This window comes from Streptococcus sp. SV2 (genome assembly GCF_030440175.1).
Lineage (GTDB): Bacteria > Bacillota > Bacilli > Lactobacillales > Streptococcaceae > Streptococcus > Streptococcus raffinosi.
In genome coordinates, this window is sequence record NZ_JAQFJQ010000017.1 from 23,078 (window position 1) to 41,941 (window position 18,864).

Sequence of the window (18,864 nt, forward strand, 5' to 3'; positions counted from 1 at the left end):
GAGGGCCTATGCTTCTCGAAATTACGATAAAGAATTTCGCAATTATTGAAGAGATTTCTCTAAACTTTGAGAATGGTATGACCGTCCTTACTGGTGAAACAGGTGCTGGTAAGTCCATTATTATAGATGCCATGAATCTTATGTTGGGCGCACGTGCTTCTAGCGAAGTCGTCCGTCATTCAGCATCTAAGGCTGAAATTCAGGGCTTCTTTTCAATCGAACAAAATCCTGCCTTGGTTAGTATCTTGGAAGATAATGGGATTCCTGTCGAGGATGAATTGATTATCCGTCGTGAAATCTTCCAAAATGGTAGAAGTGTTAGTCGCATCAATGGACAGATGGTCAATTTAACGACGCTTAAAGCTGTTGGGCACTTCTTGGTAGATATCCATGGACAGCATGACCAGGAAGAACTTATGAAGCCTGCTCTGCATATTACCATGCTTGATGCCTTTGGGGATAAGGAATTTTTCCAAACAAAGAAAGAATACCAAGAGTATTTTGACCGCTATCGTGAGTTAAGAAAAGCTGTTCTTGAAAAGCAGAAAAATGAGCAGGAGCATAAGGCACGAATTGAAATGCTAGCTTTTCAGATTGCAGAAATTGAAGCAGTCTCTCTAAAATCAGGAGAAGATTTGGCTTTGATGAAGGAACGAGACAAGCTTCTTAACCATAAGCAGATTGCTGATACCTTAACCAATGCCTATGTCATGCTGGATAATGAAGATTTTTCAAGCCTTTCAAATGTCCGTTCTGCCATGAACGACCTCCAATCTCTTGAAGAATATGACTCTGATTACAAAGAACTTTCTGGAAATCTATCAGAAGCCTATTATGTTTTAGAAGATGTCACTAAGCAACTAGGTGACCTTTTGGATAATTTGGACTTTGATGCTGGGCGTTTGCAAGAGATTGAACACCGCTTAGATACGATTAATGCAATTACTCGTAAATATGGTGGAACTGTTGATGACGTCTTGGATTATCTGGAAAATTCAAGTAAAGAGTACAATCTTCTGACTGGCAATTCCAGTTCGTCAGATGCCATGGAACAAGAGCTTAAGCAACTTGAAAAAGATCTGCTAGCGTCTGCAGAGACACTACAAACGGCACGCCATCAAATAGCTAAGGCTCTTGAAGCTGAAATTAAGAACGAGTTATGCGACCTTTACATGGATAAGGCTGATTTTAAAGTTACCTTTACTAAAGGGAAATTTAACCGTGATGGCAATGAGCAGGTTGAGTTTTACATTTCAACCAATCCAGGTGAAGGCTTTAAACCGCTTGTTAAGGTTGCTTCAGGAGGAGAATTATCTCGACTCATGTTAGCGATTAAGTCAGCCTTTGCCCGCAAAGAAGACAAAACAAGTATTGTCTTTGATGAGGTTGATACTGGCGTTTCAGGTCGTGTTGCCCAAGCCATCGCTCAGAAAATTCATAAGATTGGGAGTCATGGTCAGGTTTTGGCCATCAGTCACCTTCCACAAGTTATTGCCATTGCTGATTATCAGTTCTTTATTTCTAAGGAAAGTGATAATGAGACAACTGTCTCTCGTGTTCGTCTCTTGACACCTGAGGAAAGGGTGCAAGAAATCGCTAAGATGTTAGCAGGTGATAATGTGACGGAGGCTGCCTTGAGCCAGGCAAGAGCCTTGTTAAAGGTGGATGACTCTCTTTAGAAAAAGACTTGGGAAAAGCTTTCCAGTCATGCTATAATAGAATAAAAATTTGTGTTAAGCGAGAAAAATATGAGTAAAATCAGAATTGTAACCGATTCGTCAATTACGATTGAACCAGAATTGGTTGAAAAATATAATATCACTGTTGTTCCATTGTCGGTTATGGTGGACGGTGTCATCTATTCAGATAGTGATCTTCGAGAAGAAGGTCGTTTCTTGGATATGATGAAGCATAGTAAAGAGTTACCAAAGACAAGCCAACCACCAGTAGGTTTGTTTGCTGAGACATATGAAAAGCTTGTCAAAGAAGGTGCAGAACAGATTGTGGCTATCCACATCATGCACACCCTCTCTGGGACATGTGAAGCCTCACGTCAAGGTGCTAGTCTTTCAGGTGCTGATGTGACTGTTATGGACTCAGGTTTTACAGATCAATGCCTTAAGTTTCAAGTGGTCGAAGCGGCTAAATTAGCTCAAGCAGGTGCTAGTTTGGAAGAAATTGTAGCACGTGTTGAAGAAGTAAAAAGCAAATCTGAGCTTCATATCGGCGTCTCTACCCTTGAAAACCTAGTCAAAGGTGGTCGTATTGGACGTGTTACAGGACTCTTATCATCATTACTCAACATCCGTGTCATTATGGAGTTGAAAGATTATCAGTTGAATACTATTGTTAAGGGTCGTGGTGCTAAGACATTCACAAAATGGTTAGATTCTTATATTAATGGTATCAAGGACCGCAAAGTGGCAGAGATTGGTATTTCTTATGCAGGAAAACCGGATTTGGCGCATGAACTTGCTTCTAAACTTGAGGTATTGGATGCTCCAATTTCAATTCTTGAAACAGGGTCAATCATTCAAACACACACTGGTGAAGGCGCCTTTGCCGTAATGGTTCGCTATGAATAAGTTGAAAGAATCTGTATTATTTAGAAGCCTTCTGGGCTTCTTCTTGCTTTTTTTCGTATTCGTCGTGCTCTTTGTCTTCATCGTGCCAAGTAATCATCAGTCATTAAAAACTGTCGGAAAACTGAAGTCTGATAAAAAGGATACGGTCACCTATGTTGCTATCGGGGACTCCCTTACTCAAGGTGTAGGGGATACCACGAATCAAGGCGGCTTTGTTCCTATTTTGTCTCAGGCAATGGGGGCAGATTTTAACTGGCAGGTGACCTCAAATAATTATGGCATTGCGGGAAATACCAGTAACCAAATTCTCAAACGGATGAAGGAAAAAGCAGACATTCAGAGGGACCTTAAAAAAGCCAAACTAATGACTTTAACTGTTGGCGGTAACGATGTCATGCATGTTGTTAAGGATAATATCACTAATCTTAGTGTTGATACCTTCAACAAACCTGCTGTGGCTTATCAAAAGAGGTTGCGACAAATTGTTGAGCTGGCTCGTAAGGACAATAAAACATTGCCAATTTATATCGTTGGTATTTACAATCCCTACTATCTGAACTTTCCAGATATGACAGAGATGCAAACGATTGTTGATAATTGGAACAAAGCTACAGAAGAAGTTTCCAAGGAATATCAAAACGTTTATTTTGTTCCAGTCAATGATTTACTCTATAAGGGAATTGATGGTAAAGGGGGCGTGACCAGTTCGGATGAAACATCCCAGTCCTCTAAATCATCATCAAAGAACCTTAACGATGCCCTTTTTGAGGATGATCATTTTCATCCCAACAACACAGGTTATCAAATTATGTCAGATGCTATTTTGAAACGTATTACGCAAACAAAGAAGGAGTGGTCAGGTGAGTAAGGTATGGAAATGGCTATTTTTAGGGCTACTAGCCTTGAACTTAGCGCTAGTAAGTGTTGTGACATATAGAGTCATGACCCCAGTAGAAACAAGTTCAGTGTCCTTACCTAAGGGTGCTACCAAAATTGGACGTTATAGCATGACAAAAGAAGAACTTGATGCAGCTCTAACCGGTTTTGCTCAAGATTATTCCACTGATAAAATGCATTTCAAGGTTAATGTCACTAATTCTAAAATTGTTTTTGAGAGTAGTTATAAGGTTTTAGGGTATGCCGTCCCCCTCTATGTTTATTTCACCCCGGTTGTCAGTGAATCAGGTGCAATCGTTTTAAAAGTTTCTGATCTTTCAGCTGGCTCTTTAAGCCTCCCTGTTTCAGATGCTCTTAAGATGATTAAGCGTTCGACAAAGTTACCTGATTATATTTCCATTGATAACAAGAAGGAAAAGGTTACCCTAAATATTCAATCAATGAAAAATGAAAAAGGAATAACGGCACGTGCAAAGAGTCTTGATTTGGTCAATGACCGTATCGAATTTGACATCTACAAGACAATAAATTAAAAAGCCTTTACTTTTTGCAAAAAAGCAATGAAATTAGCGTTTATTGCTTGACCTGATAGGTCTTTTAGGATAAGATAATACTTGTCCAAGCGCTAGAAAAACTTTACGCTTAGAAATATATTGGAGGATTGTTACAATGGCTAACAAACAAGATTTGATCGCTAAAGTTGCGGAAGCAACAGAACTTACTAAAAAAGATTCAGCAGCAGCAGTAGACGCAGTTTTTGCTTCTATCGAAGAATTCCTTGCTGCAGGTGAAAAAGTACAATTGATTGGTTTCGGTAACTTTGAAGTACGCGAACGTGCTGCTCGTCAAGGTCGTAACCCACAAACTGGTGAAGCTATCTCAATCGCAGCTTCTAAAGTTCCTGCATTTAAAGCTGGTAAAGCTCTTAAAGACGCAGTTAAATAATGTTAAAACCCCTAAGCTTTTAGGGGTTTTGCTTTACATGAAATGATAGAGGGAAACTATGACAACCTTAACCGTGGTAATGATTTTTCTTCTGGTTTTCACAGTTATAAAACTATCAGGTATTGTTGCTATAAGTAAGCTGATTAAGCCTAGTGAAGAACAGATTGAAGAAGCACGTCAAAAACGTCTTCAAGCTGAAAAAGAGGGCAAAGACCCTTTTGAAGACTGGGATGAACATGACGATGATGGTCTTGTCTAACAAGAGAATCCTCATCAAAGTATACAAAAAGGGCTTGGAGATTTTTCCAAGCTCTTTTTTAGTGAATTAATCAATATAGTGAAGTTTTCCACGGAAGTCTTCAAGGCTTTCATAGCCCTTTTCTTCCATGATTTCTTTCAGTTCTTTAGTAATTCGGTCAAAGACAGCCACACCTTCTTTTTGAAGTGCAGTACCAATTTGGACCATACTTGCTCCACAAAGGATATGTTCAAAAGCATCACGCCCAGATTTGACACCACCAGTACCGATGATTTGGATTTCAGGTTTCAGACGTTGGTAGAAAGCATGAACGTTTGCCAAGGCAGTTGGCTTGATATAGTCTCCACCGATACCGCCAAAACCATTTTTAGGTTTGATGACAACAGATTCGTCTTCAATATAAAGTCCATTACCAATTGAGTTGACACAGTTGACAAAAACAAGTGGGAATTGGTTGAAGACAGCAGCTGCTTGATCAAAGTGCACAATATCAAAGTAAGGTGGTAATTTGACACCAAGTGGTTTCGTAAAGTAAGAAAAGACTTCAGTTAGGATCTCGGTTGTTGTTTCAAAATCGTAGGCGATTTGAGGTTTACCTGGAACGTTAGGACATGAAAGGTTGAGTTCAACGAGCCCTTCATAGTCACTTTCTTGAACTTTTTTTAGAATAGTGTGTGTTTCCTCAGGTGACAAGCCAACTAATGAAAGAAAATGATTTTTTGTATTGGGTTGCTTTTGTAATTCAATGACATAGTCAAGGTAGTATTCAAAACCGTTATTAGGCAAACCCATAGAGTTGATAGAGCCAAGAGGAACATTAACATATCGAGGTTCAGGATTACCAGGGCGAGCTTCAAGCGTTCCTGTTTTTGTAACAAATGAACCTGCGGCTGAAGCTTCAACCTCTGCCAATTCTTCCTTGGTCATGCAATGAACACCAGCAGCATTCATGAGGCAGTTATCGAATGAAAACTGGCCAATTTTTGTAGCAGTAGAAACCATAAGATCCTCCTTAAAGATCACAAAGCAAAATGTTACTATTTTATCTCATTTTAGCATGAAAAGATGCCTAAAACAAGGAAAGAATAGATGGGCAATAATCTTAAAAGTGAATTCACCTAGGCATTTTTAATACCCCAGGCAAGAAGCGATAGAATTTTACAGAATTTTTTGGATTTTGCTAGCTTTTTCAAGGTTTTTTGGGTAGAATAGATAGAGTAAATGGGTATAACCCAAAATAAAAAGGAGACATAACTAATGGTAAAATTGGTTTTCGCTCGCCACGGTGAGTCTGAATGGAACAAAGCTAACCTTTTCACAGGTTGGGCTGACGTAGATCTTTCTGAAAAAGGTACTCAACAAGCTATCGACGCTGGTAAATTGATCAAAGAAGCTGGTATCGAATTTGACCAAGCATACACTTCAGTATTGAAACGTGCGATCAAAACAACTAACTTGGCTCTTGAAGCATCTGACCAACTTTGGGTTCCAGTTGAAAAATCATGGCGCTTGAACGAACGTCACTACGGTGGTTTGACTGGTAAAAACAAAGCAGAAGCTGCTGAACAATTTGGTGATGAGCAAGTTCACATTTGGCGTCGTTCATACGATGTATTGCCTCCAGCAATGGATCGTGATGATGAGCACTCAGCACACACTGACCGTCGTTACGCTTCACTTGACGACTCAGTAATTCCAGATGCTGAAAACTTGAAAGTTACTTTGGAACGTGCCCTTCCATTCTGGGAAGATAAAATCGCTCCAGCTCTTAAAGATGGTAAAAACGTATTCGTAGGTGCACACGGTAACTCAATCCGTGCCCTCGTTAAACACATCAAACAATTGTCAGACGACGAAATCATGGATGTTGAAATTCCAAACTTCCCACCATTGGTATTCGAATTTGACGAAAAATTGAACGTTGTTAACGAATACTATCTCGGAAAATAAGCTGAGATAAGTAGTTATCATTAACAATAAAAAAAGTTGACTTCGGTCAGCTTTTTTTCTTTTACTGAAAATAAATGTAAATTATGGTCAGAAAAGTCAGTCAATTCAGTAATTTTTCCTTGACTTTCAAGTTGGAAAGATGTATCATATTAACCAAGATACATCGAAAGGAAATGAGTCAAATGACATTCGCAACTACAACTGTTTTGCTATTGCGTGATGAGGGCTAGTGCAAAAGCATTAGTCCTGTTTGGCTTACCAAGCGGGAGTTAAAAACATCTCGCTTGGGTTTCCGAGTGAGATGTTTTTTTACTACTATCGTTTTTATTTTTAGAAAGAGGATTGTCTATGCGTAAAGTAGAATTTCTTGATACGAGCCTTCGTGATGGTGAACAAACACCGGGTGTTAACTTTTCAATCAAAGAAAAGGTTGCCATTGCTAAACAACTTGAGAAGTGGGGGATTTCTTCAATTGAAGCTGGTTTCCCAGCAGCTAGTCCAGATTCATTTGAGGCAGTGAAACAAATTTCAGCTGCCATGACGACAACTGCGGTTTCTGGCTTGGCTCGTTCAGTAAAATCTGATATTGATGCTTGTTATGAGGCTTTGAAAGATGCTAAGTATCCACAAATTCATGTCTTTATCGCAACAAGTCCGATTCATCGTGAGTTTAAATTGAAGAAATCAAAAGAAGAAATTCTTGAAGCTGTAAAAGAACATGTGTCATATGCACGTTCAAAATTTGAAGTTGTTGAGTTTTCTCCTGAAGATGCTACTCGTACTGAGCTTGATTTCTTGACTGAAGTTGTTCAAACAGCAGTTGATGCTGGTGCCTCATATATTAATATTCCTGATACAGTTGGCTTTACGACTCCTGAAGAGTTCGGTCATATTTTCAAATACCTCATTGAAAATGTTAAATCAGACCATGAAATCATCTTTAGTCCTCACTGCCACAATGACCTTGGTATGGCTGTAGCTAACACACTTGCAGCTATTAAAAATGGTGCTGGTCGTGTTGAAGGAACTGTGAATGGTATCGGTGAACGTGCAGGGAATGCGGCACTTGAAGAAGTGGCTGTAGCACTTAATATCCGTGAAGACTACTATCAAGCAACAAGTGATATTGTGCTTAATGAGACAGTCAACACAGCTGAACTTGTGTCTCGTTATTCTGGAATTGCGATTCCTAAAAATAAAGCCGTTGTTGGTGGTAATGCCTTCTCTCATGAATCAGGTATTCACCAAGATGGTTTCCTTAAAAATCCTCTTACATACGAAATCATTACACCAGAGCTTGTGGGAGTTAAGAAGAGCTCTCTTCCACTTGGTAAGTTGTCAGGTCGTCATGCCTTTATTGAAAAATTGAAAGAACTTGATCTTGATTTTGTGGAAGAAGACATCAAACCACTCTTTAAGAAGTTCAAAGTCTTGGCTGATAAAAAACATGACATTACTGATGCTGATATTCGTGCACTTGTGGCTGGAACTAACGTTGAGAATCCAGAAGGCTTCCACTTCCAAGATCTCCGTTTGACAACTAATGCTGATGAAACAATCACAGCAGCAGTTAGTCTAGTTAATGAAGATGGTGAGTCTGTGGAATTCTTGGCAAATGGTCAAGGATCAGTTGAAGCTATCTTCAATGCTATTGATAAATTCTTCAATCAAACAGTTCGCTTGACTTCTTATAATATCGATGCTGTAACTGATGGTATTGACGCTCAAGCTCGTGTACTCGTAACTGTGGAAAATGTAGATACAGATACTATCTTTAATGCTTCTGGTTTGGACTTTGATGTTTTGAAAGCTTCAGCAATTGCCTACATCAATGCAAATACGCTTGTTCAAAAAGAAAATTCTGGTGAAATGGCACGCAAAGTTTCTTACCGTGACCTTCCACAAGCCTAAGAGGAGTTAAACATGACAAAAAAAATTGTAACACTTTCTGGTGATGGTATTGGACCTGAAATCATGGCAGCAGGCCTTGAAGTTCTGGATAAAATAGCTTCAAAAATCAGATTTGATTACGATATTGATGCTAAACCATTTGGTGGTGCTGGTATTGATGCCGAGGGTCATCCACTTCCTAAGTCAACTTTGGATGCTGCTAAATCAGCAGATGCTATCCTCTTGGCTGCAATTGGTGGACCTAAATATGACAATGCGCCAGTTCGTCCTGAACAAGGACTTTTGGCCATTCGTAAGGAGTTGAATCTCTTTGCTAATATCCGTCCTGTCCGCATCTTTGATGCTTTGAAACACTTGTCACCTCTTAAACCTGAACGTATTGAAGGTGTTGACTTTGTCGTTGTACGTGAGCTTACAGGTGGTATTTACTTTGGTGAACATATTTTAAAAGAAGATAAGGCTCGTGATATCAATGATTACTCAGCCGATGAGATTCGTCGCATCATGCGTCGTGCCTTCAAGATTGCCCAAGGTCGTGGTAAGAAAGTCACTAGCATTGATAAACAGAATGTCTTGGCAACTTCTAAATTGTGGCGTAAGGTTGCCGATGAAGTTTCTTTGGAATTTCCAGATGTAACCCTTGAACACCAACTCGTTGATAGTGCTGCCATGATTATGATTACCAACCCAGCTCGTTTTGATGTGGTTGTGACAGAAAACCTTTTTGGGGATATCTTGTCTGATGAATCAAGTGTCCTTCCAGGTACTCTTGGTGTTATGCCATCAGCCAGTCATTCAGAAAATGGTCCAAGTCTTTATGAACCAATTCATGGTTCAGCACCTGACATTGCTGGTCAAGGTATTGCCAATCCGATTTCAATGATTTTGTCAGTAGCAATGATGCTTCGTGAAAGTTTCAATGAAACTGAAGGGGCAGAATTGATTGAAAATGCTGTTGATAAGACCTTGAATCAAGGCATCTTGACACGTGATTTGGGTGGTCAGGCATCTACTGCCGAAATGACAGCAGCTATCATTAGCAATCTCTAACATCATGACACTAAAACAAGTGTTACTTTCTGTTTCGTTGGTATGGAATATCGTTGTTTTATGTGCTTATGGGCTTGACAAACACAAGGCTATTCGACATAGGCGGCGAATTTCTGAGAAGACATTATTATTTCAAACCCTTATTTTGGGTGGTATTGGTGCTTCTCTCGGTGGGGCTGTGTTTAGACATAAGATTAAGAAATGGTACTTTAAGCTTTGTTGGCTTTTGGGCCTGCTAAATGATTTTGTTATGTTATATCTCATCTTAACAAAACTTTCGGATTAGTTTATCCTTAGATAATAATTGGAGTATTTTATGAGCGGAAAATCAATTTTCGATAAACTTTGGGAACGCCACGTAATTACAGGTGATGAGGGGCAACCTCAACTTATGTACGTGGACCAACATTATATTCATGAAGTGACTAGTCCTCAAGCTTTTCAAGGTCTTCGTGATGCTGGACGTAAAGTAAGGCGTCCAGATTTGACTTTTGGGACCTTTGACCATAATGTTCCAACTGTAAATATCTTTGATATTAGAGATGTTATTTCTAAGGCACAAATTGATAAACTTGCTGAAAATGTCATTGAGTTTGGTATTGACAATGCGCCACATGGTTCGGATAAGCAAGGAATCGTACATATGGTTGGTCCAGAAACAGGACGTACGCAACCAGGTAAGTTTATTGTTTGTGGGGATAGCCACACAGCTACCCACGGTGCCTTTGGAGCTATAGCCTTTGGTATTGGAACGAGCGAGGTTGAGCATGTCTTTGCTACACAGACACTTTGGCAAGTCAAACCTAAAAAGATGTTGGTAGAATTTACTGGGAAGCCTCAGAAAGGCATTTATTCAAAAGATTACATTCTCGCCTTGATTGCTAAATATGGGGTTGCTTGTGGAGTGGGTTATGTTGTAGAGTACCGTGGTGAGGCAATTGACCATTTGACTATGGAAGAACGCATGACAATCTGTAATATGTCAATTGAATTTGGTTCGAAAATGGGAATTATGAATCCAGACCAAACAACATATGATTATATGCGTGGTCGAGAATGTGTTCCTGAGGATTTTGATGCAGCAGTAGCTGACTGGAAGACACTAGTTAGTGATGATGATGTAGAATACGATAAAGTCATTCGTATGGATGTTTCTGAGTTGGCACCAATGGTCACATGGGGAACTAATCCATCTATGGGAGTAGATTTTGATACGCCTTTCCCTGAAGTTCGAGATATGAATGATGAGCGTGCATACCATTATATGGATCTTCGTCCGGGTCAAAAAGCAGAAGACATTGATCTTGGGTATATCTTTATTGGGTCTTGTACTAATGCTCGCTTGAGTGACTTGCAGTTGGCAGCCAGATTTGTTAAAGGTAAGAAGATTGCCCCTAATTTGACAGCTATTGTGGTTCCAGGTTCTAGACCTGTTAAACAAGCTGCAGAGAAAATTGGGTTGGATAAGATATTTAAAGATGCTGGTTTTGAATGGAGAGACCCAGGATGCTCGATGTGTCTTGGAATGAATCCAGATAAAGTGCCTGATGGGATCCACTGTGCTTCGACAAGTAATAGAAATTTTGAGGATCGACAGGGGTTTGGAGCAAAAACACACCTTTGCAGTCCTGCAATGGCAGCGGCAGCAGCTATCGCCGGACGTTTCGTTGATGTTCGCCAAATGCCAGAAGTACAATAAGGAGGAAACATGGAAAAATTTACCATTTATACCGGTACGACAGTTCCATTGATGAATGATAACATTGATACCGACCAGATTCTTCCCAAACAGTTTCTCAAACTGATTGACAAAAAAGGTTTTGGAAAATATTTGATGTATGCTTGGCGTTATAAAGATAACAAATACACTGAGGATCCTGATTTTGTTTTTAACCGACCTGAATATCGTAAAGCAACTATTTTAATAACAGGTGATAATTTCGGTGCAGGTTCATCTCGTGAACATGCTGCGTGGGCCCTAGCTGACTACGGATTTAAAGTTGTTATTGCAGGTTCCTTCGGAGACATTCACTATAATAATGAACTTAATAATGGGATGTTACCAATTGTTCAACCGATAGAAGTACGTCAAAAATTGAAACAATTAAAACCTACTGATGAAGTGACGGTAGACTTAGAACAACAAAAGATTATTTCACCGGTTGGTGAGTTCACTTTTGAAATTGATGGTGAATGGAAACATAAACTTTTAAATGGATTAGATGATATAGGGATTACCCTGCAGTATGAGGATTTGATCACCGAGTACGAAAAACATCGTCCAAGCTATTGGCAGTAATAGTCTTATATTTTCGAATATTCCGAAAATTGCTTGCCTGATAGCTATGAACATGATAAAATATATATATTATAAATTAGATGGAGAACACACATTATGACTAAACATGTCCAATGGGATGGTAACCTTAACCAAGAAGGTTTTGAAATTCTTAAAGGTGAAGGTGGATGTATCGTTACACCAACTAAAGTTGGTTACATTATTATGACTAGCGATAAAGCTGGTTTGGAACGTAAATTCGAAGCTAAAGAACGTAATCGTAACAAACCAGGTGTTGTTCTTTGCGGAAGCATGGATGAGTTGCGTGCATTGTCACAATTGACTCCTGAAATTGATGCTTTCTATCAAAAGCACTGGGATGAAGATATTCTTCTTGGATGTATTCTTCCGTGGCGTGAGGATGCTTACGCAAAACTCCAAGCATTTGGTGATGGACGTGAAGAGCTTATGACTGATGTACGAGGAACATCATGTTTCGTTATTAAATTTGGTAAAGCTGGTGAGCAAATTGCCAAAGAAATGTGGGAAAAAGAAGGTAAGATGGTTTACGCTTCATCAGCAAACCCTTCAGGTAAAGGTAATCGTGGTAAGGTTGAAGGTATTGGTGAACGTATTGAAAATGCTGTTGACCTTGTCATCGAAGCTGATGAATACGTTGCGTCAATTCAGCCTGATAAAACTGTTGAAACACGTTATGAACAAGGTGTTATGGTATCAATGGTTGATGCAGACGGTAAATTAATTCCTGAACAAGGTGAAGGAAGCCGTTCAGTAGAACCATGTCCAGTAGTTATCCGTAAAGGTCTTGATATAGATAAAATTATGATGCACCTTTCAGACCACTTTAATTCTTGGAACTACCGTCAAGGTGAGTATTATTAAGAAAATAATGTCTTCAAGAAAGCAGGACCTCTGGTTCTGCTTTTAATATGCTTAAAAACTTGTGATATAATACTATTTGAATAGGTTTCTTTGATTTTTTTAGAAAACTAAATTATTATTTGACAAAAAATAATTTTGAAAGGAGGCTCTCATGTTTGCCCAATTAGATACAAAATCAGTGTATAGTTTCATGGATAGTGTTGTAGATTTACCAAGCTATGTCAAACGTGCCAAAGAGCTTGGATACCAGGCCCTTGGTTTGATGGACCGTGATAATCTCTATGCTGCCTATCATTTTGCGCAACTGGCTACTAAAAATGGATTACGTCCCTTGATTGGTATGGAAGCAAATTTAGTCTACGAGGGAAGAATGATTGCATTTCGTCTCTTAGCTAAAAATAATCAGGGCTATAAAAATTTGATGAAGTTGGCAACAGAGCTCTCCTCGGGACAAGGTGAGTTTACGGCTTTATCCAACTATTTGAATGAGATTGCGCTTATCCTCCCCAGTGAAGAGTGGGAACCAGGAATGGCGTTTGAATCAGATGTCTTTATTGGAGTAAGACCAGAAGATGCGGGTAAAGAGTTTGATTATCCTGTCCTACCTTTACATACAGTACGTTACTTTGATAATGTAGATCGCTCGACGATTCAGATGTTGCATGCCATCTCACAAAATGTTTCCTTGTCAGAGGCCTCTATTTGTCCTATGAATCAGCTTCTTTTCTCGCCTCAAGAAATGGAAAGTGCATTTAGTGATATTCCAGATGCTTTAAACAATTTGGACCAACTGGTTTCAGACATCACTTATCAATTTGACACAGAACTGAAGCTTCCCCGTTTTAATCGTGACATGCTGGCAGTTGATCAATTACGTCAATTAGCCCAAGATGGCTTGGAAACTAAAGAGTTAACGGCCTCAGTTTATCAGGAACGTTTAGACAAAGAATTAGCAGTCATCCATCAAATGGGCTTTGATGACTATTTCTTAATCGTTTGGGATCTCCTTCGTTTTGGACGTAGTCGTGGTTACTATATGGGAATGGGGCGTGGGTCCGCAGCTGGTAGCCTAGTTGCCTACGCTTTGGATATAACAGGTATTGATCCTGTTAAAAATGACTTGCTATTTGAGCGTTTCCTAAATGAAGAACGGTATACTATGCCAGATATTGATATTGACTTGCCTGATATCTATCGAAGTGAGTTCCTACATTATGTGAGAGACCGTTATGGCAGTATGCACTCTGCTCAGATTGTCACTTTTTCTACCTTTGGAGCCAAGCAGGCAATTCGAGATGTTTTTAAACGTTTTGGAGCTAAGGAATTTGAACTGTCCCAACTCAGCAAAAAGATTTCTTTTCGTGATAATCTAACCTCTGTCTATAAGAAAAATATGTCATTTAGGCAATTGATTAATCAGAGACCGGAATTCCAGAGGGCTTTTGAAATTGCCAAGGCAATTGAAGGACAGCCTAGACAGACTTCCATCCATGCTGCTGGTATTGTAATGAGTGATGATGACTTAACAGAACACATCCCTCTAAAAGCCGGTGAAGACATGATGGTTACCCAATACGATGCCTCTGCCGTAGAAGCCAATGGTCTTCTTAAGATGGACTTCCTGGGGCTTCGCAATTTGACCTTTGTTCAAAAAATGAAGGAAAAGTTGGAAGAAGAGCAAGGAGTCGTCATTGATATCAAGTCGATTGATTTAGAAGATTCGCAGACACTCGCCCTTTTTGCCAGTGGTAAGACCAAGGGGATTTTTCAGTTTGAGCAAGCGGGTGCCATAAACCTCTTAAAACGTATAAAACCCTCTCAATTTGAAGAAGTGGTTGCCACAACCTCTCTTAACCGTCCAGGAGCCAGTGATTATATAGACAATTTCATCGCTCGTAAATATGGAAAGGAGAAAGTAGATCTGATTGATCCTGTTGTTGCTCCTATCCTTGAGCCAACTTATGGTATTATGCTCTATCAGGAGCAGGTTATGCAGATTGCTCAGGTGTTCGCTGGCTTTACACTAGGAAAAGCGGATCTGCTTCGTCGTGCCATGTCTAAGAAAGATGCCAATGAAATGTCTAAGATGTCTGAGGCATTTATGTCTGGCAGTCAACAATTAGGACGTAACCCACAAATTGCTGAGCGCCTCTTTAGTATGATGGCTAAGTTTGCCGGATATGGTTTTAATAGGAGTCATGCCTATGCTTATTCAGCTTTAGCTTTTCAATTGGCTTATTTCAAAAGCCACTATCCTCAAGTTTTCTATGACGTTATGCTGAATTACTCGTCTAGTGATTACATTAAGGATGCTATTGGAAATGGCTTTTCTTTGGCTAGACTGGATATCAATAGAATTCCATTTCATGACAAAATTTCAGATGGCAAAATTGTTTTAGGTCTAAAGACCATTAAAGGTTTTCCTAGAGATTTTGCTCTTTGGATTATTGAAGATCGAAAGGAAAATGGCAAATACGTCTCTATCGAAGACTTTTTGACACGTATTCCCAAGAAATATCAGAAAGTAGAGGTATTGACACCTTTAGTCAACATAGGCTTGTTTGATATCTTTGAAACGAATCGTCAGAAAATCATTGGAAATTTAAGTAACCTCTTTACTTTTGTCAATGAGTTAGGCAGCTTGTTTGCAGAGTCGTCCTATTCCTGGGTGGATTATGACGATTATAGTCAGATAGACCGTTATAATATGGAACAGGAGTTACTGGGTGTTGGTCTTAGTCCTCATCCCTTACATTTGGCTCAGAAAATGGCTACGCACCCTTACCAGCCCATTTCAGATTTGACAGTAAATAGTAAAGCCACAGTATTGGTTCAACTAGAATCAATTAGAATCATCAGAACAAAAAAAGGTGATCAAATGGCTTTTCTGAGTGTCTCTGATGGTATAAACAAGCTAGATGTGACGCTTTTTCCGGAAACCTATTTTTATCATAAGGATAAGTTAAAAGAAGGAGGTCTCTTTTATCTTGAGGGACGAACTCAGGAGCGTGATGGGAGAATCCAATTAGTTTTGGCGAATATGGAAGAAGCTAGTACGGAACGTTTCTGGATTTTACTTGAAAATCATGAAAAGGACTTAGAGATTTCCAAAATTCTAGCCAAGTATCCGGGTAACATTCCTGTTATCATCCGTTATCAGGAAAGTAAGGAAACAATAGCCAGTCAACGTTTTAGGGTGTCTGATGAGGTAGAATTGCAAAAAGAATTGGCCCAATATACTCTAAAAACAGTTATAAGATAAAAAACTGGTAAAACTTTTCAAATTTCAAGCTATTTAGAATTGTTTGTGTTATAATGATAATGTTAAATATATAAAAGGAGTATCAGGAATAATGAAACGTATTGCTGTTTTGACTAGTGGTGGAGATGCCCCTGGTATGAACGCTGCCGCTCGTGCAGTTGTTCTCAAAGCAATTTCTGAAGGAATTGAAGTCTTCGGCATTAACCGTGGATACGCTGGTATGGTTGAAGGAGATATCTTCCAACTTGATGCCAAAGGCGTAGACAACATCCTCAGCCGTGGTGGAACTTTCCTTCAGTCTGCTCGCTATCCTGAGTTTGCCCAACTTGAGGGTCAACTTAAAGGTATTGAGCAACTTAAAAAACATGGAATCGAAGGTGTAGTAGTTATTGGTGGAGATGGTTCTTACCATGGTGCTATGCGCTTGACTGAACATGGTTTCCCAGCTGTTGGTCTTCCAGGAACTATCGATAACGATATCGTTGGTACAGACTACACAATTGGTTTTGATACTGCTGTTGCAACAGCAACAGAAGCTATCGATAAGATTCAAGACACTGCTTTCAGTCACGGACGTACTTTTGTCGTTGAAGTTATGGGACGTAACGCTGGTGATATCGCTCTTTGGGCTGGTATTGCTGCAGGTGCAGACCAAATTATCGTACCTGAAGAAGAGTATGATATCAACGAAGTGGTACGTAAAGTTAAAGAAGGTTACGAATCAGGTGCTAAAACTCACCACGTTATCGTACTTGCTGAAGGTGTCATGGGTGCTGAAGAATTTGCAGCTAAAATGAAAGAAGCTGGAGATACTTCAGATCTTCGTGCAACAAACATTGGACACGTGGTTCGTGGTGGTTCACCAACTGCGCGTGACCGTGTTCTTGCTTCATGGATGGGTGCACATGCGGTTGACCTCCTTAAACAAGGTATTGGTGGTGTAGCTGTTGGTATCCACAATGAAGAGCTTGTTGAAAGCCCAATCCTTGGTACAGCAGAAGAAGGAGCTTTGTTCAGTCTTACTGAAGACGGTAAAATTATCGTCAACAATCCTCACAAAGCACGTCTTGACTTTGCAGACCTCAATCGTTCTTTAGCTAACTTGAAATAATAGCGGTTCTATTAATTATTGTTAATCCGTCGCTAATGTGACAAAAAATATAAGGGAGTTTTTATTTATCATGAATAAACGTGTAAAAATCGTTGCAACACTTGGTCCTGCGGTTGAAATCCGTGGCGGTAAAAAATTTGGTGAAGATGGTTACTGGGGTGAAAAACTTGACCGTGAAGCATCTGCTAAAAACATTGCTCAATTGATCAAGGAAGGTGCCAACGTTTTCCGTTTCAACTTCTCACATGGTGACCACGCTGAGCAAGGTGAACGTATGGAAGTCGTACGTATGGCCGAAGAACTTGCTGGTCAAAAAGTAGGTTTCCTTCTTGATACAAAAGGACCTGAAATCCGTACTGAATTGTTCGAAGGTGATGCTAAAGAGTATGCATACAAAACTGGTGAACAAATTCGTGTTGCTACTAAACAAGGTATCAAATCAACTCGCGACGTTATCGCTTTGAACGTTGCCGGTGGACTTGACATTTTCGATGATGTTGAAGTTGGTAAACAAGTTCTTGTTGACGATGGTAAACTTGGTCTTCGTGTTGTAGAAAAAGATGCTGAAAAACGTGAATTCGTCGTTGATGTTGAAAACGATGGAATCATCGCTAAACAAAAAGGTGTTAACATTCCTAACACTAAAATCCCATTCCCAGCACTTGCTGAAAGAGATAATGACGATATCCGTTTCGGTCTTGAACAAGGTCTTAACTTCATCGCTATCTCATTCGTACGTACTGCAAAAGACGTACAAGAAGTTCGTGCTATCTGTGAAGAAACTGGTAATGGACATGTTAAATTGTTGGCTAAAATCGAAAACCAACAAGGTATTGAAAACATTGATTCAATCATCGAAGCTGCTGATGGTATCATGATTGCACGTGGTGACATGGGTATCGAAGTTCCATTTGAAATGGTTCCAGTTTACCAAAAAATGATTATCACAAAAGTCAATGCTGCAGGTAAGATTGCTGTTACAGCAACTAACATGCTTGAAACAATGACTGACAAACCTCGTGCAACTCGTTCAGAAGTATCTGACGTATTTAACGCAGTTATTGATGGTACTGATGCTACAATGCTTTCAGGTGAATCTGCTAATGGTAAATATCCTGTAGAATCAGTTCGTACAATGGCTACAATTGATAAAAATGCACAAACTCTTCTTAAAGAGTATGGTCGTCTTGATTCATCAACATTTGGTCGTTCAAGCAAGACTGAAGTTGTTGCATCTGCAGTTAAAGATGCTACTAACTCAATTGATATCAAACTTGTCGTTGCACTTACTGAATCTGGTAACACAGCTCGTTTGATTTCTAAATACCGTCCAGAAGCTGACATCTTGGCAGTAACATTCGATGAAATTACTCAAAAATCATTGATGCTTAACTGGGGTGTTATTCCAGTAGTTACTGAAAAACCTGCTTCAACTGATGACATGTTTGATGTTGCTGAAAAAGTAGCATTGCATTCAGGTCTTGTAGAATCTGGTGATAACATTGTTATCGTTGCTGGTGTTCCAGTAGGTACAGGTGGAACAAACACTATGCGTATCCGCACAGTCAAATAATTTGAGTTTCTACGGCTCTTTGTCAACTGTAGTGGGTGACGAAAAGCTAACATCTAGAGAGAACCTGATAGGTTTTCTCTTTTTGTATGTTCAGAGTGATGAAAACACGCTTCCTAAAGTTAATAAAGTTTCTAAAACCG

At 39.5% G+C, this 18,864-nt stretch carries 17 protein-coding genes; 16 read left to right on the top strand and 1 reads right to left on the bottom strand.

Translation table 11 applies throughout. The features are described 5' to 3' along the window. Positions 1-8 precede the first annotated feature (8 nt). The 6 genes from recN to PCY14_RS08405 all read left to right on the top strand — a co-directional run bounded on the left by recN (position 9) and on the right by PCY14_RS08405 (position 4,686). Complete coding sequence (gene recN / locus PCY14_RS08380; RefSeq protein WP_038675832.1) at positions 9-1,679, top strand: DNA repair protein RecN; 1,671 nt, start codon at positions 9-11, stop codon at positions 1,677-1,679. 69 nt (positions 1,680-1,748) lie between these two features. Beyond that, positions 1,749-2,585, top strand: coding sequence for a DegV family protein (locus PCY14_RS08385; RefSeq protein ID WP_301363412.1), 837 nt, complete (start codon positions 1,749-1,751; stop codon positions 2,583-2,585). Beyond that, positions 2,578-3,453, top strand: a complete 876-nt coding sequence (locus tag PCY14_RS08390) for an SGNH/GDSL hydrolase family protein (protein ID WP_021151984.1) — start codon at positions 2,578-2,580, stop codon at positions 3,451-3,453. The genes PCY14_RS08385 and PCY14_RS08390 overlap by 8 nt, the downstream gene beginning before the upstream one ends. Continuing rightward, a complete protein-coding gene (locus PCY14_RS08395; RefSeq protein ID WP_004184064.1) occupies positions 3,446-4,015 on the top strand; it encodes a YpmS family protein in 570 nt (189 codons plus the stop codon). Before PCY14_RS08390 ends, PCY14_RS08395 begins: the two co-directional genes overlap by 8 nt. Before the next feature lie 136 nt (positions 4,016-4,151). Beyond that, positions 4,152-4,427 (top strand): HU family DNA-binding protein, encoded by a 276-nt coding sequence (locus PCY14_RS08400; RefSeq protein ID WP_002884048.1) that lies wholly within the window; start codon positions 4,152-4,154, stop codon positions 4,425-4,427. Between the two features lie 58 nt (positions 4,428-4,485). After that, the gene (locus PCY14_RS08405) at positions 4,486-4,686 is read left to right on the top strand and encodes a hypothetical protein (RefSeq protein ID WP_008534427.1); all 201 of its coding nucleotides are present in this window, start codon (positions 4,486-4,488) and stop codon (positions 4,684-4,686) included. A gap of 66 nt (positions 4,687-4,752) precedes the next feature. Here the strand turns inward: PCY14_RS08405 and PCY14_RS08410 are convergent, their stop codons facing one another. Continuing rightward, the gene (locus PCY14_RS08410; protein ID WP_021145533.1) at positions 4,753-5,688 is read right to left on the bottom strand and encodes a dihydroorotate oxidase; all 936 of its coding nucleotides are present in this window, start codon (positions 5,686-5,688) and stop codon (positions 4,753-4,755) included. A 255-nt stretch (positions 5,689-5,943) separates the two neighbouring features. Here PCY14_RS08410 and PCY14_RS08415 point away from each other — a divergent pair, with 255 nt between their 5' ends. The 10 genes from PCY14_RS08415 to pyk all read left to right on the top strand — a co-directional run bounded on the left by PCY14_RS08415 (position 5,944) and on the right by pyk (position 18,724). Beyond that, a complete protein-coding gene (locus tag PCY14_RS08415; protein WP_002884137.1) occupies positions 5,944-6,636 on the top strand; it encodes a phosphoglycerate mutase in 693 nt (230 codons plus the stop codon). Between the two features lie 348 nt (positions 6,637-6,984). Then, positions 6,985-8,547, top strand: coding sequence for a 2-isopropylmalate synthase (locus PCY14_RS08420; protein WP_301363414.1), 1,563 nt, complete (start codon positions 6,985-6,987; stop codon positions 8,545-8,547). A gap of 12 nt (positions 8,548-8,559) precedes the next feature. Then, positions 8,560-9,597 (top strand): 3-isopropylmalate dehydrogenase, encoded by a 1,038-nt coding sequence (leuB, locus tag PCY14_RS08425; RefSeq protein ID WP_021151981.1) that lies wholly within the window; start codon positions 8,560-8,562, stop codon positions 9,595-9,597. A gap of 4 nt (positions 9,598-9,601) precedes the next feature. Continuing rightward, positions 9,602-9,883, top strand: coding sequence for a DUF1294 domain-containing protein (locus PCY14_RS08430; protein WP_301363415.1), 282 nt, complete (start codon positions 9,602-9,604; stop codon positions 9,881-9,883). Positions 9,884-9,913: 30 nt separating this feature from the next. Then, a complete protein-coding gene (leuC, locus tag PCY14_RS08435) occupies positions 9,914-11,296 on the top strand; it encodes a 3-isopropylmalate dehydratase large subunit (RefSeq protein WP_021151979.1) in 1,383 nt (460 codons plus the stop codon). Between the two features lie 9 nt (positions 11,297-11,305). Next, positions 11,306-11,896: a 3-isopropylmalate dehydratase small subunit gene (gene leuD, locus PCY14_RS08440; protein ID WP_021145528.1), complete on the top strand. Its 591-nt coding sequence runs from the start codon at positions 11,306-11,308 to the stop codon at positions 11,894-11,896. Positions 11,897-11,992: 96 nt separating this feature from the next. Next, positions 11,993-12,778 carry an L-threonylcarbamoyladenylate synthase gene (locus PCY14_RS08445; protein WP_021145527.1) on the top strand — a complete coding sequence of 262 codons (786 nt, stop codon included), beginning with the start codon at positions 11,993-11,995 and terminating at the stop codon, positions 12,776-12,778. Positions 12,779-12,929: 151 nt separating this feature from the next. Further along, positions 12,930-16,040: a DNA polymerase III subunit alpha gene (locus PCY14_RS08450; protein WP_021151978.1), complete on the top strand. Its 3,111-nt coding sequence runs from the start codon at positions 12,930-12,932 to the stop codon at positions 16,038-16,040. A gap of 91 nt (positions 16,041-16,131) precedes the next feature. After that, positions 16,132-17,151, top strand: coding sequence for a 6-phosphofructokinase (gene pfkA / locus PCY14_RS08455; RefSeq protein ID WP_021145524.1), 1,020 nt, complete (start codon positions 16,132-16,134; stop codon positions 17,149-17,151). Positions 17,152-17,221: 70 nt separating this feature from the next. After that, positions 17,222-18,724, top strand: coding sequence for a pyruvate kinase (gene pyk / locus PCY14_RS08460; RefSeq protein WP_021145523.1), 1,503 nt, complete (start codon positions 17,222-17,224; stop codon positions 18,722-18,724). Positions 18,725-18,864: the final 140 nt, after the last annotated feature.

Bases quoted from the DNA above. Each gene is read 5' to 3' on its own strand.
- recN (WP_038675832.1), top strand. From the start codon at position 9: ATGCTTCTCGAAATTACGATAAAGAATTTCGCAATTATTGAAGAGATT.
- PCY14_RS08385 (WP_301363412.1), top strand. From the start codon at position 1,749: ATGAGTAAAATCAGAATTGTAACCGATTCGTCAATTACGATTGAACCA.
- PCY14_RS08390 (WP_021151984.1), top strand. From the start codon at position 2,578: ATGAATAAGTTGAAAGAATCTGTATTATTTAGAAGCCTTCTGGGCTTC.
- PCY14_RS08400 (WP_002884048.1), top strand. From the start codon at position 4,152: ATGGCTAACAAACAAGATTTGATCGCTAAAGTTGCGGAAGCAACAGAA.
- PCY14_RS08405 (WP_008534427.1), top strand. From the start codon at position 4,486: ATGACAACCTTAACCGTGGTAATGATTTTTCTTCTGGTTTTCACAGTT.
- PCY14_RS08410 (WP_021145533.1), bottom strand. From the start codon at position 5,688: ATGGTTTCTACTGCTACAAAAATTGGCCAGTTTTCATTCGATAACTGC.
- PCY14_RS08415 (WP_002884137.1), top strand. From the start codon at position 5,944: ATGGTAAAATTGGTTTTCGCTCGCCACGGTGAGTCTGAATGGAACAAA.
- PCY14_RS08420 (WP_301363414.1), top strand. From the start codon at position 6,985: ATGCGTAAAGTAGAATTTCTTGATACGAGCCTTCGTGATGGTGAACAA.
- leuB (WP_021151981.1), top strand. From the start codon at position 8,560: ATGACAAAAAAAATTGTAACACTTTCTGGTGATGGTATTGGACCTGAA.
- PCY14_RS08430 (WP_301363415.1), top strand. From the start codon at position 9,602: ATGACACTAAAACAAGTGTTACTTTCTGTTTCGTTGGTATGGAATATC.
- leuC (WP_021151979.1), top strand. From the start codon at position 9,914: ATGAGCGGAAAATCAATTTTCGATAAACTTTGGGAACGCCACGTAATT.
- leuD (WP_021145528.1), top strand. From the start codon at position 11,306: ATGGAAAAATTTACCATTTATACCGGTACGACAGTTCCATTGATGAAT.
- PCY14_RS08445 (WP_021145527.1), top strand. From the start codon at position 11,993: ATGACTAAACATGTCCAATGGGATGGTAACCTTAACCAAGAAGGTTTT.
- PCY14_RS08450 (WP_021151978.1), top strand. From the start codon at position 12,930: ATGTTTGCCCAATTAGATACAAAATCAGTGTATAGTTTCATGGATAGT.
- pfkA (WP_021145524.1), top strand. From the start codon at position 16,132: ATGAAACGTATTGCTGTTTTGACTAGTGGTGGAGATGCCCCTGGTATG.
- pyk (WP_021145523.1), top strand. From the start codon at position 17,222: ATGAATAAACGTGTAAAAATCGTTGCAACACTTGGTCCTGCGGTTGAA.